Below are 24050 nucleotides of genomic sequence, written 5' to 3' on the forward strand. Positions count from 1 at the left end.
CTCCTCGCGAGTTAGCGTCACTTAACTCAGCGCAGGCTAACCTCTTGTCGAGCTAGAGCGGAACCGTCTTTTCGCCATTGGTAGGGAGTGACGATGAGCACTGCGGCCCGCGGCCGGGTCACCCGGCGGGACTATCGGCTCGCGGACGGCGCCCCCGCTGCCGGCTGGCGGCCGGCTGCTCGCTGGCGCCGGTTCAGTGCCTGGGTCCTCGACCTCGCGCTGTTCGCCGTGACATTGGGCATCGGCTGGTCCATGTGGGTCTGGCGCGACTGGGCCCGGGGGACGACTCCAGGCAAGTCGCTGCTCGGTCTGACGGTGTTCGACACCGACACCCGTCGTCCGGCCACCCGCAATCGGATGGCGCTACGGGCGCTGGTGTATCAGGTCGTCGTCGTGTTACTCGGAGTGGTCACGCTCGGGTTGGGCTGGTTGTACTGCGTCGGCGCGGCACTGGGCGCCAATCGGCGCACGACCTACGACGAGTGGTCGCGCGCCGTGCTCCTGGAGCGCCCTCGGCAGGCGTTTCGCTGAGGCCGGGACCGCCCCGCCAGCACGGGCCGGTGGACCTTCCGGATCTGCCCGGGGGCTCAGCTCAGCTCTCGAGGGCGGCGGGTAGGTCTTCGACGATGTCGAACAGGTCGCGCAGTCCGGTTGCCTCGAGCGCCCGGAGCACGATCCGGGACGAGCACACCAGGCGTAACTTGTGGCCGCCCTGCTGGGCGTGGTCACGTGCCTCGACCAGGACGGCGAGCCCGGACGAGCCCAGGAAACTCACTCCGGACAGGTCGAGAATCACCAGGTCAGCGGCCTCGAGCGCGGGGAGTAGCGCAGTTCTCAGTGCGGGCGCGCTGAGAATGTCGATCTCACCGGACGCCCGCAGCAGACGCGTCGAGCCCTGGTCACTGGACTCGAGCCCGAATGATTCGGATGACGCGTCGTCGGTCGGTTCGGCCTGTCCGCCGCTCTCACTGCGCACCGCAGCTCCTTGCTGGCTTTGTTCTTCGGTGGTGTGCCTGGGCCTCGCGCGGTCCGGGTCGCCCTGAGCGGCCACTGACCGCTGGCACAGCTTACGGAGGCCATTGTCGCCCGACAACGTTGTGTGATCGACGCAGTCGGGTTGTGGCGCTCGGTAATCGGTGAGTGGTCCGTGCGATGCTGCCGAGGTGCAGCCGCAATTCAGCGTCCGGGTCACGGTGCGCAGCTATGAGATCGACTCGCTCGGGCACGTGAACCATGCCGTCTACCACCAGTACGGCGAGCATGCGCGCTCCGAACACCTGCTGGCGGCCGGGTACACGATGGCAGCGCAGCGGGCCAGCGGCACCGGGGTGGTGATGCTCGAGTCGAGGATCCGGTACCTGCGCGAGCTGACCTTCGGTGAGGAGGTCGAGGTGACCTCGGACATCGAGTTCGGCACCGGCAAGGCGTTCCGCATCGAGCATGTGATCCTGCGCGCCGACGGTGGTCAGGCAGCCGAGATCAGCTGCGTGTTCGGTCTGTTCGACACCAACGCGCGCCGCCTGCTCCCGGAGCCAGGGGCGCGGCTCGCCGAGTTGCTGGACCGCCCGGAACTGATCGGCATCGAACCCGTCTGACCGGCGCCGCCGGCGCCGCACACCTAGCTGGAGTGGACCGGACGCGCCGCGGTGCCCTCGGCCGGATGGGCGAGCATGAACAGGACGAGGGCCGGTTCGTCGCCGACGAGCAGCCAGCGGTGCCGCAGCGCCGCGTCGTGCGCAATGAGATCCCGAGGATGCAGCCGCCAACTGCCCACGCCCTCCACCTCGACGTCGAGCAGTCCGCTGACCAGGTAGAGGGCGAGCTGACCGGGCAGCTGGAACCACTCCTGGAGGTACTGGCCCGGCGTCACGACGTACTCGATGACCTCCAGCGTCGTGTCCGGCTGCATCACCAGGGCCCGACCGATGGCCGCGTCCGGTCGGTTGGCGACCGGTATCGACGCACCGGAGTCCGCCCGCACGACGGTGACGTGGGCCGACTCCGGCGCCGGCAGCAACGCGCCGGGTAGCACGCCGAGGGCTTCGGCGAGCCGGTACGTCGTGATCATGGACGGCGCACTGGTGCCGCGCTCGAGCTGGCTCAGGAACGGCTGGCTGATCCCGGCGCGCCGGGCGAGCTCGCGCGTTGATAGCCCGGACTTCTCGCGCAGGCCGCGGATCGTGGCGCCGATCCGGGCCGCGAGGGCTACGTCAGAGATCTCCATAGTTCACTCAGGCGTTACGTCGAGCGATTGCTTCTGACAATCGTAAGGGCGATATTGACTGCTCATAGCGATCAGAACTTCCGGACGCGACCCGCAGACGCCGCGCAACTCGCTCCGCCTGATGCATGACGGGAGTATGCCCGATGGTCTTCACCACTCCAACGCCAACGGCGGACCTGACATCTGACAGCAATCGCTTCGGCGTCGAGCGGCGGGGCATCGAGCACATTCCGGACGCTGAGCGCCGGGGCACGCCGCGCCAGCTCGGGATGATGTGGAGCGGCGTGGTGCTGAACGTCGGGCCGCTGGTCTACGGGGCGCTCCTGGTGAGTTTCGGGCTGAACTGGTGGCAGTGCCTGCTGGCGATCGTCCTCGGCAACCTCACCTGGCTGATCGCCGGCCTGTGCAGCCTGGCCGGGCCGGCCGCCGGCAGCACCACGTTCGCGATCAACCGTGCCCCGTTCGGGCGCAATGGGAACCGGCCGATCGCACTGTTCAACTGGATCATGCAGGTCGGCTACGAGGTGCTCGACCTGGTGCTCATGGTGCTCGCCGCCTCGGCCCTGGCCCGGTTCGCCGGTGTCGAGCTGTCCGGGGCCGGCAAGGTCGCGCTGGTACTCGGGCTGGCCGTGGTGCAGAGCGTGCTGCCGGTGATCGGGCACGCCGCGGTCACCAGGGTGCTGCGCGCGCTGGTCATCCCGTTCGCCGCGCTGTTCTGCGTACTCGCCGCGCTGACCGCCACCCGTCTGCACCTCACGCCGATGCCGTCGGCCGGGTGGGCCGCTTTCCTGGGCGGCGTCGCGCTGTCCGCCAGTGGCGCCGGGCTGGGCTGGGCGTCCAGTGCCGCCGACTACTCCCGGTACCTGCCCCGGAGCGCCAGCCGGCGCGGCATCGTCGGCGCGGTGACGCTCGGCGGCGGGATCCCGCAGACCCTGCTCATGGTGGTCGGGGCGGGCGCCGCGCTGGTGACTCCGTCGGCGAGCGACCCGATCACCGGACTGCCGGCCGCCTACCCCGGGTGGTTCGTGCTGCCGTACCTGGTGCTGCTGATCGTGCAGATGACCGCGCTGAACGCCGTCGACCTGTACTCCTCAGGGGTCACCCTGCAGGCCATCGGAGTACCGATCGGACGTTGGCAGGCCGTGGTGCTGGACGGTGTGATCTGCGCCGGCATCGGGCTGGCGGTGGTCTATTCGGGCGACTTCAACACGCTGCTCGGCAACTTCCTGCTGTTCATGATCATTTGGTTCGCGCCCTGGGCAGCCATCTTCGTGGTCGACTACCTGCTGCGCCGGGGCCGGTACGACGTCCCGTCGCTGGTCGGGTCGGCCGGCCGCTATGCCCGTCCCGGTGGGCTCTTTATGCCTGGCGTGCTGGCGCAGGCGGCCGGCATGCTGGTGGCGGTCCTGTGGATCCACACCACGGTGTTCACCGGCCCGCTCGCCGCCGCCACCGGCGGGTTGGACCTCAGTGCGCCGGCCGGCTTCCTGGTCGGCGGCGCCCTGTACCTGATCCTGGCGCGCACCCGGGTGCGCGCCGAGGCGCTGGCCTGATCCGTGCGACGAGAGGGAGCAACATGACCGGCTCTGGCGTGACGGGCTCTGGCTCGCCCGGCTCCGGCGTACCTGGTGCTGAACTGAGGGGATCTGATGTGACCCGTTCTGGGGAGACTGACGCGTTGCGCGCGACCGGGGTGCCGCTGATCGACCTGCGGCGGTGGCGCTCGGGCGACGAGCGGACCCGCGCCGAGCTGGCCGGCGAGTTGGACCGGGCGCTGTGCGAGTCCGGATTCCTGCTGCTGGACGGCCACGGCATCGGGTCCGAGCCGCGGGAGCAGGTCCGGGCGGCCGCGAGGCGGTTCTTCGCGCTGCCCGCGACGGCGAAGGCGGCCTACGCGACACCGGTCGGCGGCCGGGGCTGGCTGCCGCCGGGCCAGGAGGCGAACGCGTTCTACGGCGAACAGGCCGACCCGGACCGCGCCGACCTCAAGGAGAGCTACACGCTCGGCCGCAACTTCAGCATCGGCGACCCGGGCCAGGACGCGCTCTGGTTCGCCCCCAACGTCTGGCCCGCCGAGGTGCCCGAGCTCGCCGCCCGGTGCGACGAGTACGCCGATGCGGTGCGGCGGGTCTACGCCGAGCTGCTCGAGGTCTGCGCCGTCGCACTGGGCCTGGCGCCGGACTGGTTCGTCCGCCGGGCCGGCCGCTCGCCGCACACCTTCAACATCAACCGCTATCCACCTCGGCGGGAGACCGGCACCCCGCGCGACGGCCAGTTCCGGATCGCGCCGCACACCGACTGGGGAATGATCACAATCCTGGACCGGCAGGTCGGCTACGGCGGCCTCCAGATCCAGGCCAGGGACGGCTCCTGGCTGGACGCCCCGCACGTGGACGGCTGTTTCACCATCAACATCGGCGACCTCATGGCGCGGTGGACCGGAGACCGGTGGCGGTCCACCCGGCACCGGGTGCTGCCACCGCCGGCCGAGTCGCCGGGGGAGGAGCTGATCTCGCTGATCATGTTCCTGGAGGCGGATGTGGACACGCTGGTCGCCCCGCTGGAGCCGCCGGTCGGGCCGCGCCAGGACTATCCGCCGGTGCGCTGGGGGGACTACCTGCTCGAGCGCGCCGGCGCCGCGAACGTCAGCTGAGCTGGAAGGGAGTCACCGTGGGCACGGCACACACAGCGGACGGTCTGCTCGACGTCCCGGTCGTCGACATCACCCCGTTCCGCGTCCCGACCACCGGCGACCCGGCCGCGGTCAACGCGGCACGGGACGCGGTGGCGGCCGAGGTGGACCGGGCGGCGCGCACCGTCGGGTTCATGCAGGTCGTCGGGCACGGTATCGAGCGGTCGGCGCTGGAGCGCTTCACCGAGGCCACCGACGCGTTCTTCGCCCTCGACCCCGAGACGAAGAACCGATACCGCTGCCCGCCCGGGATCAACCGCGGCTACAGCCCGCCGAAGTCCGAGTCGCTGGTGAACAGCCTCGGGCTGACCAGCGCGGCCGACCTGTTCGAGGCGATCAACATCGGTGTCGGGGCGACCGAGTACCCCGGGCTCGACCTGCCGCCCGACGACTACGCGCCCAACACCTTCCCGGCCGAGGTGCCCGGCTTCGAGGCCGCGGTGACCAGGTGGTTCGCCGAGGCGGGCGCGGTCGCCCGCACCATGACCCGGATCTTCGGGCGGGCACTGGGCCTCGGCGAGGACTACTTCGCCGGCTTCACCGACCACTCCCTCGACGTACTGCGGATGATCAACTATCGGTTGCCGGCCCCGGACGTCGAACTGGAGCCGGACCAGGTGGGGATGGGCGCGCACACCGACTACGGCATCGTCACCGTGCTGTGGGCCGACCCGGTGCCCGGGCTGGAGATCCTGGATGCCGGCGGGCGGTGGCACCCGGCGCAGCCGGCGCCGGGCGCACTGTTGGTCAACCTGGGGGACGCGCTGGCCCGCTGGACCAACGACGAATGGCTCTCGACCATGCACCGGGTGGCCGCGCCGAGAGTGGGCGGCGTGCTCGTACCGCGACGCTCCGCGGCCTACTTCCACGACGGCAACGTCGACGCGGTGATCGAGTGCCTGCCCAGCTGCGTGCGCCCCGGCCGCCCGCCCGCCTACGAACCGGTGACGGTCGGGGAGCACCTGCGCGCCAAGCTCGCCGGTTCCAGGGCCGGCCAGCTCACCGGTACCGCTCAACGGGAGGCGGCCAGGTTGACCCGGTGAGCCGGCGCTCAGTGGAAGCTGTTCAACGGGATCAGTGGAACCGGCGCAGCCGCAGGCTGTTGGACACCACGAACACCGAGCTGAGGGCCATGGTGGCGCCGGCGATCATCGGGTTGAGCAGGCCGGCGGCGGCAAGCGGCAGGGCGGCCAGGTTGTAGGCGAACGCCCAGAACAGGTTGCCCTTGATCACCGCCAGGGTGCGGCGGGCGAGTCGGATCGCGTCCGCCACCACGCGGGGGTCGCCGCGCACCACGGTGAGGTCGCTGGCCTCGATCGCCACGTCGCTGCCGGTGCCCATCGCGATACCCAGGTCGGCGGTGGCCAGCGCGGCGGCGTCGTTCACGCCGTCGCCGACCATGGCCACCACCCGCCCCTGCTCACGCAGCCGGGTGATCTCGGCCGCCTTCTCCGCGGGCAGCACCTCGGAGATCACCTCGTCGATGCCCAGCTCGGCGGCCACCGCACCGGCCGCCGCCGCGTTGTCACCGGTCAGCAGCACCGGCCGCAGCCCGAGCCGACGCAGCTCGCGGATCGCCTCGGCGGCCGTCGGCTTGACCTGGTCGGCCACCAGGAGCAACCCGCGGGCCCGTCCGTCCCAACCGACCGCGACGACGGTGTGCCCACCCGCCTCGGCATTGGCCAGTGTGTCTCGCAGCTCGGTGGGCAGCGGCTGACCGGCCTCGGCGAGCAGCCTGGCCCGGCCGACCAGAACCCGCCGACCGGTGACCGTGGCGCGCACGCCGAGCCCGTCCAGTGACCGGAAGTCGGACGCCGCCGGCCACACACCGACCCGCTCCCGGGCACCGGCCAGCACGGCGGAGGCGATCGGGTGCTGGGAGCCGTCCTCGGCGGCGGCGGCCAGCCGGAGCAGCTGGTCCGAGTCCTCGCCGGGCGCGGCCAGCACGTCCACCAGCGTCATCCGCCCGGTGGTCACCGTGCCGGTCTTGTCCAGCACCACCGTGTCCACCCGCCGGGTCGACTCCAGCACCTCGGGGCCCTTGATCAGGATGCCGAGCTGGGCGCCCCGTCCGGTGCCCACCAGCAGCGCCGTCGGTGTGGCCAGCCCGAGCGCGCAGGGGCAGGCGATGATCAGGACCGCCACCGAGGCGGTGAACGCGGTGGCCGGCGCGGCCCCGGCGATCAGCCAGCCGACCAGGGTGATCAACGCCAGCATGATCACCACCGGCACGAAGACCCCGGAGACCCGGTCGGCCAACCGCTGCACCTGGGCCTTGCCGGCCTGGGCCTGCTCGACCAGCCGTGCCATCTGGGCCAGTTGGGTGGCCGCGCCGACCTGGGTGGCACGCACCACCAACCGGCCGCTGGTGTTCACGCAGCCGCCGGCCACCGCGTCCCCCACAGTCACTTCGACGGGGACCGGCTCGCCGGTCAGCATCGACGCGTCGACCGCGGAGCTGCCCTGTTCCACCAGCCCGTCCGCGGCGAACTTCTCGCCGGGCCGTACTACGAACCGGGTGCCGACGGTGAGCTGGGCGACCGGCACGCGCGTCTCGCGGGTGTCGTCGGGATCCGTACCGGACAGCACCGCGACGTCCTTGGCGCCCAGTTCGAGCAACGCGCGCAGCGCCGCTCCGGCACGGCGCTTGGCCCTGGCCTCGAAGTACCGACCGGCCAGGATGAACGTGGTGACCCCGGCGGCGACCTCCAGGTAGAGCGCACCCGCGCCGTCGCCGCGGCCCAGCTCGACGCTGAACGGGTGGGTCATGCCGACGTGCCCCGCGGTGCCGAAGAACAGTGCGTACACCGACCAGCCGAACGCGGCCAGGGTGCCCAGCGAGATCAGTGTGTCCATGGTCGCCGCGCCGTGCCGCAGGTTGCGCCAGGCGGCCAGGTGGAACGGCCAGCCGCCCCACACCACGACCGGCGCGGTGAGCGTCAGCGAGGCCCACTGCCAGTAGTCGAACTGGGCCGGCGGCACCATCGCCAGCGCGATCACCGGGATGCTCAGTGCGGCACTGACCAGTAGCCGTTGCCGGGCCTCGGCTGCCGCGTCTGTCGCCGCGCCGGGGGAGTCGGCCGACTGGCCGGGCAGGTCGTGGTCGCCGGCGGCGGCCGGCGCGGCCGGTGGGGCGGCAATCGTGGCGGTGTAGCCGGCGCCGACGACCGCGGCGACCAGCTCGCCCGGGTCGAGCCGGGCCGGCGCGCTCACGGTCGCCTTCTCCGTCGCGTAGTTGACCGTGGCGGCCACCCCGTCGATCCGGTTCAGCCGCCTCTCCACCCGGGCCGCACAGGACGCACAGGTCATCCCGCCGACGATCAGCTCCAGGTGCGCGGCGTCCGACGGCGCCCCGGCTGATGTGCCGGAAGTGGCACCCGTGGCCGTACTGCTCGGCGCGTTCACGATCGACCTCCTCGCTCTGGTCCCTCAAGTTATACCCTACCCCCCTGGGGTACAACTGGCCTGGTCGGAGCGTTCGGAGGTAACGATCATGGCCGCTCGGACGCAATACCCAGCGTGGCGGAGACAGGGGCGGCAAGTGGCCCAGCGAGCGAAGCGGCGGTTGTGGCTGATGCGGCTGTGACTGATGCGGTCGTGGCTGATGCGGTCGTGGCTGATGCGGTCGTGGCTGATGCGGTCGTGACTGATGCGGCTGTACCGGGACAGCTATCGGCCGGGGACCTAGCACCCGACCAGGCAGCGCTGACGGACACGGCGGGGGGTCAGACGGCGGTGGGCCAGACGGCGGTGGGCCTTGCCGTGCGCGGTGAAGCCGAACCCGCACCGGCTACCGAGGCCACCGTGCCGCACATCGCGCTGGTGGTGCGCGACATCGTGGCCTCGGCGGACTGGTGGTGTCGCACCTTCGGCTTCGTGTCGACCGAGCAGCCGGATAAGGCCGGCGGGCCCGATCGGCCGGCATCCCCGGCGACGCCGCGGAAGGTGGTCGTGCGGCACCCCGACTCCGGTCTGGTGCTCGGCTTCCGGCAGCGGGCGCGGGACAGCGGACGAGGTCGGTTCGAGTACCTGTCGCTGCGGGTGGCCAGCGAGCGCGCCCTGGGTGACTGGGCCGCGCACCTGCACCGGCTGGGCATCCCGCACTCCTCGGTCCGCGACACCGGCGACGAGCAGTACCTGTCGCTGACCGCGCCGGACGGCATCGGCCTCGAGCTCTGGTGGTCCCGACCGCGCCGGACCGGGAGTCGCCCCCGGGACACCGCCGGCGTGCCCTGACCGCTGTCGTGCCCTGACCGCCGTGGTGCCCTGACCGCGCTCGTCCAACCGGGCCGCCCGCTGACGCGGCTCCCCGTCCTGACGCTCGCCGGCTCCCACTCGCCCGCTGACGCGCTCACCGCTGACGCGCTCGCCCGCGCTCGCCGGCGGGCCGGGGCGCTGTGGTCCGCGTACGCTCGCCGAGGGAGATCGGAGTGCGTGTGAGCGACAACGGTGTGACGGCGGACCAGCCCTCCGATCGCGGGGTCCGCGCGGGGGTTCTTGTCACCGGCAGCGAGCTGCTGACCGGCAAGATCCGGGATCTGAACGGGCCCTGGGTGGCCGAACGACTCGGCGCGCTCGGCGTCGATGTGGCCGACATCCTGGTGGTCGGGGACCGGCCGGACGACCTCGCCGGCGGACTGCGGTTCCTCGCCGGCCAACCGGTCGACCTGATCGTGACCAGCGGCGGCCTCGGCCCGACCGCGGACGACGTCACCGCCGAGGTGGTCGCCGGGTTCGCCGGGGTGCCGATGGTGCTGGACACCGGCATGGAGGAGCGCATCGCGGAGATCCTGCGCCGGTTCGCCGCGCGCACCGGATTCGCCGGCGCCGCGCTCGACGCCGCCAACCGCAAACAGGCCACCGTGCCGAGCGGCGCGATCGTGCTGAACCCGGTGGGCACCGCGCCCGGCCTCGTGGTCACCGTGCCCGGCGGCCCCGTGGTGGTCGTGCTGCCCGGTCCGCCGCGTGAGCTGCACGGCATGTGGCCCGCCGCGCTCGATACCCCGCCGGTACGTGAGCTGCTGGCCAGGACACCGCCGTTCGCCGCCGTGCACCTGCGGATGTTCGGGCTGCCGGAGTCGGAGATCGCCCAGACACTGCGCGAGGTCGGCGCCGAGGTCGACCTGTCCGGTGTGGAGATCACCACCTGCCTGCGCCGCTCGGAGCTCGAGGTGGACCTGCGCTACCGGCCCGGCTCCGCCAGCTCGGAGGCGGCGAGCGACAAGCTGGTCGCCGAGATCGAACGCCGGCACGGGTCGCACCTGGTCAGTACCGACGGCACCCCGACCGACGAGCAGGTGGCCCAACTGCTGGCCGGGCACCGGATCGGGTTGGCCGAGTCCTGCACCGGCGGTCTGCTGGCCGGCCGGCTGACCAATCGGCCGGGGTCCTCGGACTACCTGGCCGGCGGGGTGGTGGCGTACTCGAACGAGGCGAAGGTGGCGCTGCTCGGGGTGCCCGCCGACCTGATAGAGCAGTACGGCGCGGTGTCCCCGCAGGTGGCCAGGGCGATGGCGGACGGCGCCCGGGCGGTGTTCGACGCCGACATCGGCGTCTCGATCACCGGGGTGGCCGGTCCCGGCGGCGGCACCGAGGAGAAGCCGGTCGGCTACGTGTGTTTCTGCGTGACCACGTCCGACGGCCAGGTGCGCGAGGCGTCACCGGTACTGCCCGGCAACCGCACCGACATCCGCGAGCGCTCCACCGACCTCGCCATGCACCTGATCCGCCGCGTCCTGTCCGGCGGCGCGAACCAGCGCTGAGGAAGGCTCACACAGCCCTGGCGGCTCGACACAGCCGCCCAGGCCGCTGTGTGGGCGCCACCCGAGCTGTGTGAGCGGTGAGCCGCCGGGGCCGGCGCCGGCGGCGGGGCTCAGGGGAGCAGGCGCTTGGCGATGATCTCGTTCATGATCTCGTTGGTGCCGCCGCCGATGCCGAGGATGCGGGCGTCCCGGTAGTGCCGCTCCACCTCGGACTCACGCATGTAGCCGAGGCCGCCGAACAGCTGCACCGCCTCGTTGACGACGAAGTCGCAGGCGTAGACCGCCGTGTTCTTGGCCATCGCGACCTCGGTGATGACGTCCTCGCCGGCCAGGTACCGCACCGCGACCTCGCGCACGTAGCGCCGCGCCACGTCGGTCTGCCGGGCCATCTCGGCGATCTTGTGACGGACCACCTGGCGGCCGGAGAGCGGGCGCCCGAACGTCTCCCGCTGCCGGACCCAGTCCATGGTGAGCGTCAGGCAGCGCTGCGCGACCGCGTATGCCTGGGTGGCCAGCCCGAGCCGCTCGGTGGCGAACTGGGTCATGATCTGCAGGAACCCGCTGCCCTCGGCGCCGACCAGGTTCTCCGCCGGCACCCGCACGTCGACGTAGGACAGCTCCGCGGTGTCCGAGGAGCGCCAGCCCATCTTGTCCAGCTTGCGGCTGACCGTGAACCCCGGCGTGCCCTTCTCCACCACCAACAGGGAGACCCCGCCATAGCCCGGGTCGCCGGTGCGCACGGCGGTGGTCACGAAGTCGGCGCGCACGCCGGAGGTGATGTAGGTCTTCGCCCCGTTCACCACGTAGTGGCCGCCGTCGCGGACCGCGCGGGTGCGCAGGTTGGCCACGTCGGAGCCGGCGTCCGGCTCGGTGATCGCCAGCGAGCCGATCTTCTCCCCGGCCAGCGTGGGACGGACGAAGCGCTCCAGCAGGTACTCGTCGCCGGTGTTGGCCATGTGCGGCACCGCGATGCCGTGGGTGAGCAGCGACGCGCACACCCCGGTCGGCGCGCCGGCCAGGATGAAGTTCTCGGTCACCAGCAACGAGTCGATCAGGTCCCCGTCGCCGCCGACCGAGGGGTCGAACCCGACGCCGATCAACCCGACCTTCGCGGCGGCCAGGTGCAGCTCGCGGGGCAGCTCGCCGCTGGTCTCCCACTCGTCGGCGTGCGGCACGATCTCCCTGGTGGCGAAGGTGCGCGCCAGCTCGGCCAGGTCGCGCCGCTCCGGGTCGTCCCAAGGTCGGATCGGGTCCACGCTGATCTCCGTTCGCCGGGGCGCGCCGAGGTTTCGTCGAGCTAGTCGAGCTGTCGTCGAGCTTTCGTCGCGGGCCACCGAAGTTACCGACGAGTATGAGGTCATCTTGCCGGACCGTTCGCCGGCCCGGAAGGTGGAGGCAGCCCTACCCACCCCCGGGTGGCCTCCCTGACTGATTTCCGGCCCCGGGACGCGAAGGCTCGCGGGTACCCCGAACCCCGTCCCTGGAGGCCGACCCGTGAGTTCCGCCGTCGTCCGGAGAATCAGCGCCCGCTCGGTACTGACCCGCCCGTGGGTCGGCCCGCTCGCCGTGCTCACCGCGGTGTTCCTGGCTGTGTCGCTGCCGCGCTACCTGACCCTCGACCCCAGTCGGTCCGGGCCCCAACGAGCAGGTCCCGCTGACCCTGCTCGCCCTGCTGTGGCCGGCCACCACGCTCGCCGGCTACCGGATGGCACGGCGGCGCAGGTACGCCGAGCACCGGGTGTGGATGATCCGCAGCGTCGCGCTGCTCTTCTCGATCGTGACGAACCGGTTCTGGGGTGTGCTGTGCGTCGCGGTGTTCGTACCGGACTCGGTGCCGGACGCGCTGTCGGACTCGCTGGCCGCCGGCGGTCCCGAGGCACGGGCCGCGATCGCGCAGGCCATGGGAGTGTCCTTCTGGCTGTGCTGGGTGGTCAACCTGCTCGCCGCCGAGTGGTGGAGCCAGCGGCGCCGGCGGGCGCCCAGGACACTAGCCGGACTCTCCGCGCAGGATCTTCACGGTGGCCGCGTCGGCGGGGAAGAACGCCTCGATGGCCAGCTCGGCGACGGTGACGTCCAGCGCGGTGCCGAAGGTGGTGACCGTGCTGAAGAAGGCCAGCTCACCGTCGGGGTGCCGGAACCGCAGCGGCACCACCACCGCGCCGGCAGGTGAGTGCTCGCCGGCCGGGGTCGGGTCGTCGCAGGGGAGCTCGATCAGCTCGTCGTACAGCGCGGCGAGCTGGGGGTCGGCGGTGTGCTCGACCTCCCGCCGCAGCCGGGCCAGCAGGTGCCCCCGCCACTCCGCCAGGTTCGCGATCCGCGGCGCCATGCCGCCGGGGTGCAGCGCGATCCGCAGCGCGTTGGCCGGCGGTCCCAGCAGCTCGGCCGCGACTCCCTCGGTGAGGACGGCGAGCGCAGTGTTGCCGTCCACGATGTTCCAGTACCGGTCCACCGCGAGCGCCGGGTACGGCTCGTGGCCGGTCAGCACCTGGCGCACCGCGTCGCGCACCGCCGACAGCGGGGTGGTGTCCAGCGCGCGCTCCGCGTAGATGGGCGCGTAGCCGGCGGCGATCAGCAGTTGGTTGCGCTCGCGCAGCGGCAGGTCGAGCTGCTCGGCCAGGTGCAGCACCATCTCCCGGCTGGGTACCGAGCGACCGGTCTCCACGAAGCTCAGGTGCCGGGTGGAGATGTCGGCCTGGATGGACAGGTCGAGCTGGCTGAGCCGGCGGTGCTGACGCCACTTCCGCAGCAGATCGCCTACCGTGGCCCCGGACGGGGTGGGCCCGGAGGGCTTCACCGCGGTACTCATGCCGCCTCCTTCACCGGTGCTGCCAGCGCGCTCTTTCGAACGCTACCCGGTCGAGGGGTGACCGGCGTGCCGCACAGCTGTTACACAGACTTCGCTCACAACGGTCACAGACCGGACCGACAATCTAGGAGCATGTCGACCATGAATGCCCCGTCAGCAGCGTCCGAGACAGGCCGGGGCCAGCTGCGCCGCCCGGACGGGAGTCCGGTCCGGGTGTTGGTGGTTGATGACGAAGCCACCCTGACCGAGCTGCTCTCCATGGCGCTGCGCTACGAGGGCTGGGACGTCCGCGGCGCCGGCGACGGACTGACCGCGGTGCGGCTGGCCAGGGAGTTCCGGCCGGACGCCGTGGTGCTGGACATCATGCTGCCGGACATCGACGGGCTCGAGGTGCTGCGGCGCATCCACGCCGAGGCGCCGGACGTGCCGGTTCTGTTCCTCACCGCCAAGGACCAGGTCGAGGACCGCATCGCCGGGTTGACCGCCGGCGGCGACGACTACGTCTCGAAGCCGTTCAGTCTGGAAGAGGTGGTGGCGCGGCTGCGGGCGCTGATGCGGCGCTCCGGGCGGGGTTCGGCGCGGCCGGATGCGATGCTCGTGGTCGGCGACCTGACGCTGGACGAGGACAGCCGCGAGGTGCGCCGGGGCGGCGACTCGATCACGCTGACCGCGACCGAGTTCGAGCTGCTGCGCTACATGATGCGCAACCCGCGCCGGGTGCTGAGCAAGGCGCAGATCCTGGACCGGGTCTGGCACTATGATTTCGGTGGCCAGTCCAACGTGGTCGAGCTGTACATCTCCTATCTGCGGAAGAAGATCGATGCGGGGCGTTCGCCGATGATTCACACCTTGCGCGGTGCCGGGTACGCGCTGCGGCCGGCGGAATGAGCTTGGCGCGATGAGGAGTCCGACCGCCGGCTGGTCCCGGTGGTTGGGGTCGGCCGACCGAACCGGGCGGCTGGCCGACCGGGTGTCCGCGCTGCCGCTGCGCACCCGGATGTTGGTCGCGATGATCGCGCTGCTGGCCGCCGTGTGCCTGATCGTGCTGTCGATCTCGCTGTTGCTCCTGCGCGGGTTCCTGATCTCCCAGCTGGACATCCAGCTGAACGGGGCCGGTCTGCGGCTCGCGCAGTCCTACGGACACAGCAAGCCCTGCTCAGGGAACCGCGGCGGTGCCCAGTCGGCGGACCGAGGTGGCACCCCTGGCGACGGCACTCCCGGCAACGGCACTCCCGGCACGCCCGGCGCCGGCACCCCCGGGGGCCACGTTCCCGGGGACCGCTCCCCTTCCGACCACACCGCGGGGGACCACAACGCGCCGTGCTTCCTGCTCAGCCCGGGACAGCGGGTCGGCACGCTGGGTGCCCGCATCGTGGACGGCGACGTGCACCAGAGCGGTCTGCTGGACGGTGACGGGGTGCTCCAGACGGTCGGCCGGCACGAGGAGAACGACCTGGAGAACGTGCCGACCGACGGGCACCCGCACACCAGGGCGATCGGCGGCATCGGCGACTACCGGCTGATCGCGGTGCAGCGCCCGGACGACTCGGTGCTGGTCACCGGACTGCCGCTGAACGAGGTCAACACCACGCTCGTGCGGCTGGGCTGGATCGAGCTGGTGGTGGCCGCGATCGGGCTGATCGTGGCCGGCGCGGCAAGCACCCTGATCGTGCGGGTCACCATGCGGCCGCTGCAGCGGGTGGCGGCGACGGCCGGGCGGGTGGCCGAACTGCGGCTGGACCGGGGTGAGGTGGCGCTGGCCGAACGGGTCGCGCCGGCCGACACCGACCCGCGCACCGAGGTCGGCCAGGTGGGCGCCGCACTCAACCGGATGCTGGAGCACGTCGCGTCCGCGCTGGAGGCCCGGCAGGCCAGCGAGACCCAGCTGCGCCAGTTCCTGGCCGACGCCAGCCACGAGCTGCGCACCCCGCTGGCCGCCATCCGGGGCTACGCCGAGCTGACGCGGCGGTCCTCGGAGCACGTGCCCCCGGATGTCTCGCACGCGCTGAGCCGGGTGTCCTCGCAGGCCGAGCGGATGACCTCGCTGGTGGAGGACATGCTGCTGCTGGCCCGCCTGGACGCCGGGCGCCCGCTGGTCAGGGAGCCGGTCGACGTCTCGCAACTGGTGGTGGACGCGGTGAGCGACGCGCACGCGGCCGGCCCGGGCCACCACTGGACCCTGCAACTGCCGGACGAGGCGGTCACCGTCCCCGGCGACGCCACCCGGCTGTCCCAGGTGCTGTCCAACCTGCTGGCCAATGCCCGGGTGCACACCCCGCCAGGCACGACGGTGCGCGCCGAGCTGACCGGCGGCCCGGCCGAGGCCGCGCTGCGGGTGGTCGACGACGGCCCGGGCATCCCACCCGGGCTGCTGCCGCACGTGTTCGGCCGGTTCGCCCGTGGTGACAGCTCGCGCTCGCGCGCGGCCGGCAGCACCGGGCTGGGGCTGGCGATCGCGCACGCGGTGGTGGTCGCGCACGGCGGACAGATCGGGGTGCAGAGCGTGCCGGGCCACACGGTGTTCACCGTGCGGCTGCCCACCAACGGAGCCCCCCGGATCACCACGCCGATGCCCGGGGTCGTGGCTGGCCGGGGCTCGGCGGACGGGGCCGGTTCCGGCGGTGGGGCTGGGGTTGGGGTTGGCACGGTGCCCGTGGCGGTGAGCGCCCCGTCGGCGGTGACTGTGCCCGCCTCGATGCCCGCCTCGATGCCCGCCTCGATGCCCTCGTCCGGTCCTGGATCGGCGACCGGCGCGAACGGGTCCGGTGCGAACGGGTCCGGGTCGAACGGCGCGGCGCAGTCCTGACCTGCGCTGAGCACCGCTCTCAGCGCCGCTCTCAGCAGTACCGCCCTCAGCGCCGCCGTTCATAGCGGGCGCCTAGGTACGGCACAACGCGGCGACAGCGCGGGCGCCGAATCTGGGGCCATGGTGCTGACCGACCCGCTGTCCCTGGCCGGGCTCGACCTCGCCGTGCCAGTGGCCGGGTCGACGCGAGTGGTGCCCGCTCCCTCGGCAGCCGGTCCGCCGGTCGAGGGAGTGCCCACCCTCGACGTCGTGGTCCCGGTCCACAACGAGCAGCGGGACCTCGGCCCCAGCGTGCGGCGGCTGCACGCCTACCTCGAACAGACCTTCCCGTACCCGTTCCGGATCACCATCGCGGACAACGCGAGCACCGACGCGACGCCGGCGGTCGCGGCCGAGCTGGCCGCCGAGCTGCACCAGGTGGAGGTGCTGCGGCTGGAGCAGAAGGGCCGGGGGCGGGCGCTGCGGGCGGCCTGGTCGGCCTCGGACGCGCCCGTGCTGGCCTACTGCGACGTCGACCTGTCCACCGACCTCGCGGCCCTGCTCCCGCTGGTCGCGCCGCTGGTGTCCGGGCACTCCGACCTGGCGATCGGCACCCGGCTCGGACGCGGGTCCCGGGTGGCCAGGGGGATGAAGCGGGAGCTGATCTCGCGCTGCTACAACCTGATTCTGCGGGGCGCGCTGGGCGCCGGGTTCAGCGACGCGCAGTGCGGCTTCAAGGCGATCCGGGCCGACGCGGCGGCCGAGCTGCTGCCCCTGGTGCAGGACCCGGGCTGGTTCTTCGACACCGAGCTGCTGGTGCTGGCCGAGCGCGCCGGGCTGCGCATCCACGAGGTGCCGGTGGACTGGGTGGACGACCCGGACAGCAGGGTGGACATCGTGGCCACCGCGCTGGCCGACCTGCGCGGCGTCCTGCGGCTGAACCGCTCGCTCGGCTCCGGGGCACTGCCGCTGGGTGACCTCGGCGCCCGCCTCGGCCGCGCGCCGGCACGCCGGTCGGGGGTGCCGGTCGGGATCGGCGGTCAGCTGCTCCGGTTCGCCGGCATCGGGGTGATCAGCACCGCCGTCTACCTACTGCTCTACCTGCTGCTGCGGGACCCGCTGGGGGCACAGGCGGCGAACCTCGGCGCGCTGCTGGTCACCGCGGTCGGCAACACCTCGGCCAACCGGGCGATCACCTTCGGCGTGCAGGGCAGGCGCGGCGCACTGCGCCAACACGCCCGCGCCCTCGTGCTGTTCGGGCTCGGACTGGCGTTGACCGGCGGCTCGCTCGCGGTGCTGCACGCCGTCACCGGGGACCCGAGCTGGTCGGCAGAGCTGTTGGTGCTGATCACGGCGAACCTGGTCGCCTCGGTTCTGCGCTTCGCGCTGCTGCACACCTGGGTGTTCGCCGGGCGGGCCAGCGAGGAGACCGGGCACTAACATCCGGGGTGTGGATGCTGGCCCGGCCGGCTGGGGCCGGCCGCTCTACGAGCGGGTGCTCGATGCGCTCGGCACGGTTGCCGGGGGCGCGTTGGTGGATGTGGGCTGCGGGACCGGTCAGCTGTGCCGCCTCGCCGCCGACCGGTTCATCCCGGTGCGCGGGGTGGACGCCGACCCGGTCGCCCTCGTCCGGGCCGCCCAGCGCGTGCCGGAGGCGGAGCTGAGCCTGGGTGAGCTGCCCGCGCTGCCCCTGCCGGACGGCGAGGCGGCGGCCGTGACCTGCGTGCAGGTCCTGATGCACCTGGCCAACCCGCTGGCCGCGCTGCGTGAGCTGGCCAGGGTGGCCGGGGCGGGTGCGCCGATCGCGGTCACCGTGTGGGGGCCGCCGGAGCAGTGCGCCGTCGGTGCCTTCGGTGAGGCGCTGGCGCCCATCCTCGGCCCGCCACCGTGGCTGCGGGGAGCGGGGCGTACCGGGCCGCCGGAGTTGAGCGCGGACGGCCGGTTGGCGAAGTTGGCCGGGTTGGCCGGACTGGCGGACAGCGAGACCGAGGACGTCCGGTGCGCGTTCGACTTCGTTGACGAGCGCGCGTTGCTCACCGCGATCAACACCGCCGAGATCGGCCGGCGCGCGGTGGCGAAGGCCGGTCGGGCGCCGGTGCGCAAGGCGGTGCTGGCCGGGCTGGCGCGGTACCGGACACCGGAGGGCGGCTACCGGTTGGAGAACACCTTCCGGTTACTGGTGGCGACCGCATGACAGCGACCGGCTGACGCGCGCCGGCCTTGACCTGAACCGGAGCGGTCGGAGTAGCTGACGCTGTGCGCTACGCCTCGGCGGGGTCGTTGACCACGGCCAGGGTGAAGCCGTCCCAGCCCTTCACTCCCACCATCTGCAGCGTGGTGGCGCTGGCCCGGTTCTGGGCGCCGACCAGCTCGGCGAACTGGCGCGAGCCCTGTACCCGGGAGTCCGGGTTGTTGGCGTCGAGCACCTTGCCGTCCCGCACCACGTTGTCCACGATGATCATCGAACCGGGTCGGGCCAGCCGGATCGCCCAGTCGAAGTACGCGACGTTGTTCTCCTTGTCGGCGTCGATGAAGATCAGGTCGAACGGGTCGCCCTGCTCGGCGGCGAGCTTCGGCAGCGCCTCCAGGGCCGGCCCGACCCGGATGTCGACCACCTCGGACAGCCCGGCGGCCGCGACATTGGACCGCGCTACCTCGGCATGCTTGTCGACCGCCTCCAGGCTGATCAGCCGGCCGCCGGCGGGCAGCGCCCTGCCCAGCCAGATCGTGCTGTAGCCGCCCAGCGTGCCGACCTCCAGGATGCGCTGCGCTCCGGTTGCCCTGGCCAGCAGGTGCAGCAACTTGCCCAGCGTCGGGGACACCGCGATCGGCGGCAGGCCGGCCGCGTCGCTGGCGGCGAGCGCGGCGTCCAGCACCGGGTCCTCGCCGATCATCAGGTCACCGAAGTAGTTGTCGACCGCCGCCCACCGCTCGTCCACCATGGGCTCATCGTGGCACGCCGGCCCGGACCCGGCGGGTGATCGACGCCTCAGCTGCGCCGACCGTTCAGCGCAGCCGAGGCCCCGAGGCAACGCCGGTGCTTCAGCCGACCGAGGGGTGGCGGTCCAGCGCCCGGCGGGCGAGCGCGAGCTGGTGCGCGACCTCGGCCGTGACCGTCTCGGCGTAAAGGTCGGCGTGCTCCGGGTGACCGGACAGCGCCCGGTAGCGCCACACCACGTCCTCGAGCGCGGTGAGCAGGTGCTCGGTGATGGCCTGGCGCTGGAACTGGCGGTCGGTGCTCGGGTAGTCGGTCATGGACAACGGGGGGGTGCTCAGAACGGACACAGCGGACTCCTGGGGACGGTGACGTCGGTCGAAGGCCCGGCGGCGAAGCGGCCGGGTGGGGCTCAGACGGTGTGACGCCCCGGCCGACACAGCGCGCTCGCGGTGCGCTTGTAGTCCAGGTGACGGCGGCTCACGAGCTCGAGAAGGTCCGCCATATCTCTACTAATACAGTGGAGATAGCGGTCCTTCAAGGTGGTTTGCGGCTCACTCCGGGTGATTGCTGGCATCCTCGACCGCAGAGCCGGCGGGCCGGCCCTACAGTCGAGGTGACGGGGCGGCGCTGGGCGGCGCTGCCTAAGGATCGCCCCGCCGCGCCAGCGGCCGGCGGAAGATTTGCCGGCCATGCCACGTTGGGCCTAGTGGGATATCGGGAAATCAATCGGGGTCGGCTGGAGGTCGGGTGCGGGCAGGACGCTCGGTCAGGTGGCGGCACCGTTCGCCGTGCCCGACCGCGCTGCGCACCACCTGGCACGCCTGGCGACTGCATGTGGACTTCTGCCGCACGAGTACCGCGATCAGTCCGAACTGACCGGGCAGCCCATCGCGCGCTGATCCGGGTGCGGCGAGCGACCGCTCGCGGCGCCTGTCGGCGTGCCAGTCCCCACCGGGCCGCCCCAACGAGTCGCCGTTCCGGATGCTTTGGCGCACATTGAGGTGGCCGGCACAGCGGGTCGGGGACACCGCCGCGCCGCCGCCCCACCACCGGGAGGATCCGATGAGCCATCCGATCAGGCAGACGATCGGGCCGACGATCAAGCAGAGCGCTGTCCCGCTCTCCGTACTGGACCTGTCACCGGTGCCGGCCGGCGGCACGGCGGCCGATGCGCTGCGCAATACGATCGACCTGGCCCAGGCCGCCGAGCGCTCGGGCTACCACCGGTTCTGGGTGGCCGAGCACCACCTCGCGGAGGGCGTCGCGTCGGCCGCCCCGGCGGTGGTGGTCGCGCTGATCGCCGGTGCCACGGACCGCATCCGGGTCGGCTCCGGCGCCGTCCAGCTGCCCAACTCACCGCCGCTGCTGGTGGCCGAGCAGTTTGGCACCATCGCGGCGCTGCACCCGAACCGGGTCGACCTCGGCCTCGGCCGCTTCGACCTGCGCAAGATCCTGACCAAGCGCTCGGGGGCTGGCGCGGGAGGTGGCCCGCCGGACGTGCCGGACCGCGAGGTCGACGGACTGTTGCTGCCCCGCCCGAGCAGCTACCCCGGCGACCCGGGCACCTACGAGATACTCGGCCGGCTGCTGGACTACCGGCTGGACGAGCCGGCCCCGGACTACACCGGGCAGATCGACGACGTACTGGCCTTCATCGCCGGCAGCTACCCGGGGCCCGGTGGCGGCGCACTGCACGTACTGCCCGCCGAGGGCTCCGACATGCAGGTCTGGGTGCTCGGTTCGAGCCCCGGGGAGAGCGCGAAGGCGGCCGGCGCGGCCGGGTTGCCGTTCGCGGCCAGCTATCACATCCAGCCGAGCTTCGTGCTGGAGACGGTGGCCGCCTACCGCAAGGCGTTCCGGCCCTCGGAGCTGTTCGCCGAGCCGTACGTGATGGTGTCGGCCGACGTGGTGGTGGCCGACGACGACGAGACCGCGCGAGAGCTCGCCGCCCCGTACGGGCAGTGGGTACTGGACATCAAGGCCGGCCGGGGCGCGCAGCCGTACGTCACACCGGAGCAGGCCAAGGCGCGGCAGTGGACCGACGCGGAACGGGCCGGCGTCGCGGACCGGCTGGCCACCCAGTTCGTCGGCTCGGCGGCCACCGTCGCGGACCGGTTGCACACCCTGGCCCGGGTCACCGGGGCGGACGAGGTCCTGATCACCAGCATCACCACCGAGCACACCGACCGGGTACGCAGCCACGAGCTGCTGGCCAAGTACTGGATCGGAGCCCAGTCATGACGGTGCCGGCCCGCCCCGAGGCGTACCTGGCCGTCGAGCTGGCCGGTGCCGGTCGACACCCCGCCGCCTGGCGACTGCCCGGCGCCCGGGCCGCCGAGCTGTTCAGCGCCGGGTACTGGATCGAGCTGGCCCAGCAGGCCGACGCGGCCGGGCTGGACTTCGTGGCGCTCCCCGACTCGTTCGTGCCGCCCGACGGCACCGAGGGCGCCGAGGGTCGGGTGCGCGGCCGACTGGACGCGGTGGCCATCGCGGCCAGGGTCGCGCCGGTGACCAGCACGGTCGGTCTGGTACCGACCGCCACGGTCACGCACACCGAGCCGTTCCACCTGTCCAAGGCGATCGCCACCCTCGACTTCGTGAGCCTCGGCCGGGCCGGCTGGCAGCCTGCCGTGTCCCGCACCCAGGCCGAGGCCGACCTGTTCGGCCGCCGCGACGCCGCCCCCGCCGCCGTTCTGTGGCGCGAGGTCGCCGATGCGATCGAGGTGGTGGCCCGGCTGTGGGACAGCTGGGAGGACGACGCGGTGATCCGGGACGTGGCCACCGGCCGCTACCTGGACCGCGCCAAGGTGCACTACATCGACTTCAGCGGCGAGTTCTTCTCGGTCAAGGGCCCGTCCATCACGCCGCGCCCGCCGCAGGCGCACCCGCCGGTGGTACTGCACCTCGGCGACGGGTCCGACGAGGCGGACGCCGTGGCGGTGATCGGTCGGTGGGCGGACGTGGTCCGGGTGGCCGCCCCGGATCTCGCCGCGTCGGCCGCCGCCCGGCAGCGGGTGCGCGCCGCGGTGGCCGCCGCCGGTCGGGACCCGGACGTGGTGCCGGTGCTGCTGGACGTCGAGACGCTGCTGGCAGCCACCGCCGGGGACGCCGCGCGGACACTGGAGCAACTGGACGGCTGGGCCGGCGCCACCGGTCCGGCCGCCGCCCCGGGCACGCTGCGCGCGGTGGGTACGCCGGACGAACTGGCCGAGCTGATCGGTGACGCGGTCGGCGGCGGCGCGGCGGACGGCGTCACGCTGGCCCCGCTGGCACTGCCCGACGGCCTGCGGGTGATCACCGGCGAGCTGGTGCCGGCCCTGGTGGCGCGCGGGCTGCGGCCGGCGGCGCCGCGCCCGGGCAGCCTGCGCGACCGGTTCGGCCTGCCCCGACCGGCGAACTACTTCACGGAGGCCCGGGCATGAACAAGCCGCGCAAGCTGGTCCACCTGGCGGCGCACTTCCCCGGGGTGAACAACACCACGGTGTGGGGCGACCCGGCGTCCGGCAGCCAGACGGAGTTCGCCTCGTTCGTGCATTTCGCGCACACCGCCGAGCGCGGGTTGTTCGACTTCCTGTTCCTGGCCGAGGGCCTGCGGCTGCGCGAGCACCGGGGCCTGATCCACGACCTGGACGTGGTCGGCCGGCCGGACACGTTCACCGTGCTGAACGCGCTCGCCGCGGTCACCACCCACCTCGGCCTCGGCGGCACCATCAACACCACGTTCAACGAGCCGGTGGAGATCGCCAAGCAGTTCGCCTCGCTCGACCACCTCTCCGGTGGCCGGGCCGCCTGGAACCTGGTGACCAGCTCGGATGCGTTCACCGGGGAGAACTTCCGGCGCGGCGGCTTCCTCAAACCCGAGCAGCGTTACGACCGGGCGGCCGAGATCCTCGAGGTGGCCAAGAAGCTGTGGGACAGCTGGGCCTCCGACGCGGTGCGCGCCGACCCGGTGAGCGGCGTCTTCGCCCCGGACAGCGCCATCACCCCGGTGCGCCACCAGGGCGAGCAGTTCGACATCCGAGGGCGGTTCGGTACGCCGCGCAGCCCGCAGGGCTACCCGGTGCTGCTGCAGTCCGGTGACTCCGACGCCGGCCGGGAGTTCGGCGCGGCCACCGCGGACGCGATCTTCTCCCGGCACGGCACGCTCGAGGCCGGCCAGGCGTTCTTCCAGGATCTGAAGGGGCGGATGCCGCGCTACGGCCGGCGCCCGGACGACCTGAAGATCCTGCCGGCGGCCACCTTCGTACTCGGTGACAGCACGCGGGACGCCGAGGAACGCGCCGACCACGTGCGGCGCCAGCAGGTCGGCGGGCAGACCGCGATCGCGTTCCTGGAGCAGGTCTGGGGCCGCGACCTGTCCGGCTACGACCCGGACGGCCCGCTGCCGGACGTCGACCCGGACCCGGACAACGTCTCGATCACCCGCGGCCGGGTGCGGCACGAGAAGGACACCGTGTCGCTCGCCCAGCAGTGGCGTGAGCTGGCGAGCTCGCGCAACCTGAGCATCCGCGAGCTGATCATCGAGACCACGGCCCGGCAGTCGTTCATCGGCACCCCGGCGCAGGTGGCCGAGCAGATCGACAGCTACGTGCAGTCCGACGCCAGCGACGGGTTCATCCTGGTCCCACACCTGACGCCGGGCGGGCTGGACGAGTTCGTCGAGAAGGTGATCCCCGAGCTGCAGGACCGGGGCAGCTTCCGCACCGAGTACACCGGCTCGACCCTGCGCGACCACCTGTTCCAGGACACCCCCGCCCGGCTCGAGGAACCGAGGCACCCGGCGAACCGAGGCACCTAACCCGGCGAGTCGGGCTTTCCGTCAGCGCGAGTCGGGGATCTCAGC

General features: G+C 72.5%; 21 protein-coding genes and 1 pseudogene. 15 read left to right on the top strand and 7 right to left on the bottom strand.

The window, feature by feature from the left end; all coding sequences use genetic code 11:
- The first annotated feature begins 93 nt into the window (after positions 1-93).
- Entirely contained in the window at positions 94-531 is a 438-nt protein-coding gene (locus ACTXG6_RS14650) for an RDD family protein (protein ID WP_445188346.1), read from the top strand.
- A 61-nt stretch (positions 532-592) separates the two neighbouring features.
- Here the strand turns inward: ACTXG6_RS14650 and ACTXG6_RS14655 are convergent, their stop codons facing one another.
- Positions 593-976: an anti-sigma factor antagonist gene (locus tag ACTXG6_RS14655; RefSeq protein ID WP_445188347.1), complete on the bottom strand. Its 384-nt coding sequence runs from the start codon at positions 974-976 to the stop codon at positions 593-595.
- Positions 977-1163: 187 nt separating this feature from the next.
- Here ACTXG6_RS14655 and ACTXG6_RS14660 point away from each other — a divergent pair, with 187 nt between their 5' ends.
- Positions 1164-1595, top strand: a complete 432-nt coding sequence (locus ACTXG6_RS14660) for an acyl-CoA thioesterase (RefSeq protein ID WP_445188348.1) — start codon at positions 1164-1166, stop codon at positions 1593-1595.
- Positions 1596-1618: 23 nt separating this feature from the next.
- Here the strand turns inward: ACTXG6_RS14660 and ACTXG6_RS14665 are convergent, their stop codons facing one another.
- The gene (locus ACTXG6_RS14665; protein ID WP_445188349.1) at positions 1619-2224 is read right to left on the bottom strand and encodes a helix-turn-helix domain-containing protein; all 606 of its coding nucleotides are present in this window, start codon (positions 2222-2224) and stop codon (positions 1619-1621) included.
- 143 nt (positions 2225-2367) lie between these two features.
- On the opposite strand from ACTXG6_RS14665, the gene ACTXG6_RS14670 reads away from it, so the two are divergent.
- The 3 genes from ACTXG6_RS14670 to ACTXG6_RS14680 all read left to right on the top strand — a co-directional run bounded on the left by ACTXG6_RS14670 (position 2368) and on the right by ACTXG6_RS14680 (position 5959).
- Positions 2368-3777, top strand: a complete 1410-nt coding sequence (locus ACTXG6_RS14670; protein WP_445188350.1) for a purine-cytosine permease family protein — start codon at positions 2368-2370, stop codon at positions 3775-3777.
- 98 nt (positions 3778-3875) lie between these two features.
- Positions 3876-4877: an isopenicillin N synthase family dioxygenase gene (locus tag ACTXG6_RS14675; protein WP_445188351.1), complete on the top strand. Its 1002-nt coding sequence runs from the start codon at positions 3876-3878 to the stop codon at positions 4875-4877.
- 17 nt (positions 4878-4894) lie between these two features.
- The gene (locus tag ACTXG6_RS14680) at positions 4895-5959 is read left to right on the top strand and encodes an isopenicillin N synthase family dioxygenase (protein WP_445188352.1); all 1065 of its coding nucleotides are present in this window, start codon (positions 4895-4897) and stop codon (positions 5957-5959) included.
- Between the two features lie 31 nt (positions 5960-5990).
- On the opposite strand, the gene ACTXG6_RS14685 is transcribed toward ACTXG6_RS14680, so the two are convergent.
- The gene (locus ACTXG6_RS14685) at positions 5991-8225 is read right to left on the bottom strand and encodes a heavy metal translocating P-type ATPase (RefSeq protein WP_445190007.1); all 2235 of its coding nucleotides are present in this window, start codon (positions 8223-8225) and stop codon (positions 5991-5993) included.
- 426 nt (positions 8226-8651) lie between these two features.
- Between ACTXG6_RS14685 and ACTXG6_RS14690 the strand changes: the two genes are divergently transcribed.
- Both ACTXG6_RS14690 and ACTXG6_RS14695 read left to right on the top strand, forming a co-directional pair.
- Positions 8652-9152: a VOC family protein gene (locus ACTXG6_RS14690; RefSeq protein WP_445188353.1), complete on the top strand. Its 501-nt coding sequence runs from the start codon at positions 8652-8654 to the stop codon at positions 9150-9152.
- Between the two features lie 194 nt (positions 9153-9346).
- On the top strand, positions 9347-10678 hold the full coding sequence (locus ACTXG6_RS14695; RefSeq protein ID WP_445188354.1) for a competence/damage-inducible protein A: 1332 nt from the start codon (positions 9347-9349) through the stop codon (positions 10676-10678).
- Between the two features lie 110 nt (positions 10679-10788).
- Here ACTXG6_RS14695 and ACTXG6_RS14700 read toward each other — a convergent pair whose 3' ends face one another.
- Positions 10789-11940, bottom strand: coding sequence for an acyl-CoA dehydrogenase family protein (locus ACTXG6_RS14700; RefSeq protein ID WP_445190008.1), 1152 nt, complete (start codon positions 11938-11940; stop codon positions 10789-10791).
- Positions 11941-12350: 410 nt separating this feature from the next.
- Between ACTXG6_RS14700 and ACTXG6_RS14705 the strand changes: the two are divergent.
- Positions 12351-12452, top strand: a pseudogene (locus ACTXG6_RS14705) (DUF2306 domain-containing protein); the annotation flags it as partial.
- Positions 12453-12665: 213 nt separating this feature from the next.
- On the opposite strand, the gene ACTXG6_RS14710 reads toward ACTXG6_RS14705, so the two are convergent.
- Positions 12666-13484, bottom strand: a complete 819-nt coding sequence (locus ACTXG6_RS14710; protein WP_445188355.1) for a helix-turn-helix domain-containing protein — start codon at positions 13482-13484, stop codon at positions 12666-12668.
- Positions 13485-13616: 132 nt separating this feature from the next.
- On the opposite strand from ACTXG6_RS14710, the gene ACTXG6_RS14715 reads away from it, so the two are divergent.
- The 4 genes from ACTXG6_RS14715 to ACTXG6_RS14730 all read left to right on the top strand — a co-directional run bounded on the left by ACTXG6_RS14715 (position 13617) and on the right by ACTXG6_RS14730 (position 18463).
- Entirely contained in the window at positions 13617-14372 is a 756-nt protein-coding gene (locus ACTXG6_RS14715) for a response regulator transcription factor (protein WP_445188356.1), read from the top strand.
- 10 nt (positions 14373-14382) lie between these two features.
- Positions 14383-16290 (top strand): sensor histidine kinase, encoded by a 1908-nt coding sequence (locus ACTXG6_RS14720; RefSeq protein ID WP_445188357.1) that lies wholly within the window; start codon positions 14383-14385, stop codon positions 16288-16290.
- Positions 16291-16410: 120 nt separating this feature from the next.
- On the top strand, positions 16411-17709 hold the full coding sequence (locus ACTXG6_RS14725) for a glycosyltransferase (RefSeq protein WP_445188358.1): 1299 nt from the start codon (positions 16411-16413) through the stop codon (positions 17707-17709).
- Between the two features lie 10 nt (positions 17710-17719).
- Positions 17720-18463: a class I SAM-dependent methyltransferase gene (locus ACTXG6_RS14730; protein WP_445188359.1), complete on the top strand. Its 744-nt coding sequence runs from the start codon at positions 17720-17722 to the stop codon at positions 18461-18463.
- A gap of 67 nt (positions 18464-18530) precedes the next feature.
- On the opposite strand, the gene ACTXG6_RS14735 is transcribed toward ACTXG6_RS14730, so the two are convergent.
- The gene (locus tag ACTXG6_RS14735; protein WP_445188360.1) at positions 18531-19211 is read right to left on the bottom strand and encodes an O-methyltransferase; all 681 of its coding nucleotides are present in this window, start codon (positions 19209-19211) and stop codon (positions 18531-18533) included.
- Positions 19212-19311: 100 nt separating this feature from the next.
- Entirely contained in the window at positions 19312-19554 is a 243-nt protein-coding gene (locus tag ACTXG6_RS14740; RefSeq protein ID WP_445188361.1) for a hypothetical protein, read from the bottom strand.
- A 715-nt stretch (positions 19555-20269) separates the two neighbouring features.
- On the opposite strand from ACTXG6_RS14740, the gene ACTXG6_RS14745 reads away from it, so the two are divergent.
- The 3 genes from ACTXG6_RS14745 to ACTXG6_RS14755 are packed head-to-tail and all read left to right on the top strand — an operon-like array spanning position 20270 to position 24005.
- Positions 20270-21448: an LLM class flavin-dependent oxidoreductase gene (locus ACTXG6_RS14745; protein ID WP_445188362.1), complete on the top strand. Its 1179-nt coding sequence runs from the start codon at positions 20270-20272 to the stop codon at positions 21446-21448.
- A complete protein-coding gene (locus tag ACTXG6_RS14750) occupies positions 21445-22629 on the top strand; it encodes an LLM class flavin-dependent oxidoreductase (RefSeq protein WP_445188363.1) in 1185 nt (394 codons plus the stop codon). The genes ACTXG6_RS14745 and ACTXG6_RS14750 overlap by 4 nt, the downstream gene beginning before the upstream one ends.
- On the top strand, positions 22626-24005 hold the full coding sequence (locus ACTXG6_RS14755; RefSeq protein ID WP_445188364.1) for an NtaA/DmoA family FMN-dependent monooxygenase: 1380 nt from the start codon (positions 22626-22628) through the stop codon (positions 24003-24005). Before ACTXG6_RS14750 ends, ACTXG6_RS14755 begins: the two co-directional genes overlap by 4 nt.
- Positions 24006-24050 lie beyond the last annotated feature (45 nt).

The sequence above is a fragment of the Pseudonocardia sp. Cha107L01 genome, assembly GCF_052566575.1.

Bases quoted from the DNA above. Each gene is read 5' to 3' on its own strand.
- ACTXG6_RS14650 (WP_445188346.1), top strand. From the start codon at position 94: ATGAGCACTGCGGCCCGCGGCCGGGTCACCCGGCGGGACTATCGGCTC.
- ACTXG6_RS14725 (WP_445188358.1), top strand. From the start codon at position 16,411: ATGGTGCTGACCGACCCGCTGTCCCTGGCCGGGCTCGACCTCGCCGTG.
- ACTXG6_RS14735 (WP_445188360.1), bottom strand. From the start codon at position 19,211: ATGGTGGACGAGCGGTGGGCGGCGGTCGACAACTACTTCGGTGACCTG.
- ACTXG6_RS14670 (WP_445188350.1), top strand. From the start codon at position 2,368: ATGGTCTTCACCACTCCAACGCCAACGGCGGACCTGACATCTGACAGC.
- ACTXG6_RS14750 (WP_445188363.1), top strand. From the start codon at position 21,445: ATGACGGTGCCGGCCCGCCCCGAGGCGTACCTGGCCGTCGAGCTGGCC.
- ACTXG6_RS14665 (WP_445188349.1), bottom strand. From the start codon at position 2,224: ATGGAGATCTCTGACGTAGCCCTCGCGGCCCGGATCGGCGCCACGATC.
- ACTXG6_RS14745 (WP_445188362.1), top strand. From the start codon at position 20,270: ATGAGCCATCCGATCAGGCAGACGATCGGGCCGACGATCAAGCAGAGC.
- ACTXG6_RS14755 (WP_445188364.1), top strand. From the start codon at position 22,626: ATGAACAAGCCGCGCAAGCTGGTCCACCTGGCGGCGCACTTCCCCGGG.
- ACTXG6_RS14710 (WP_445188355.1), bottom strand. From the start codon at position 13,484: ATGAGTACCGCGGTGAAGCCCTCCGGGCCCACCCCGTCCGGGGCCACG.
- ACTXG6_RS14715 (WP_445188356.1), top strand. From the start codon at position 13,617: ATGTCGACCATGAATGCCCCGTCAGCAGCGTCCGAGACAGGCCGGGGC.
- ACTXG6_RS14720 (WP_445188357.1), top strand. From the start codon at position 14,383: ATGAGGAGTCCGACCGCCGGCTGGTCCCGGTGGTTGGGGTCGGCCGAC.
- ACTXG6_RS14685 (WP_445190007.1), bottom strand. From the start codon at position 8,225: ATGACCTGTGCGTCCTGTGCGGCCCGGGTGGAGAGGCGGCTGAACCGG.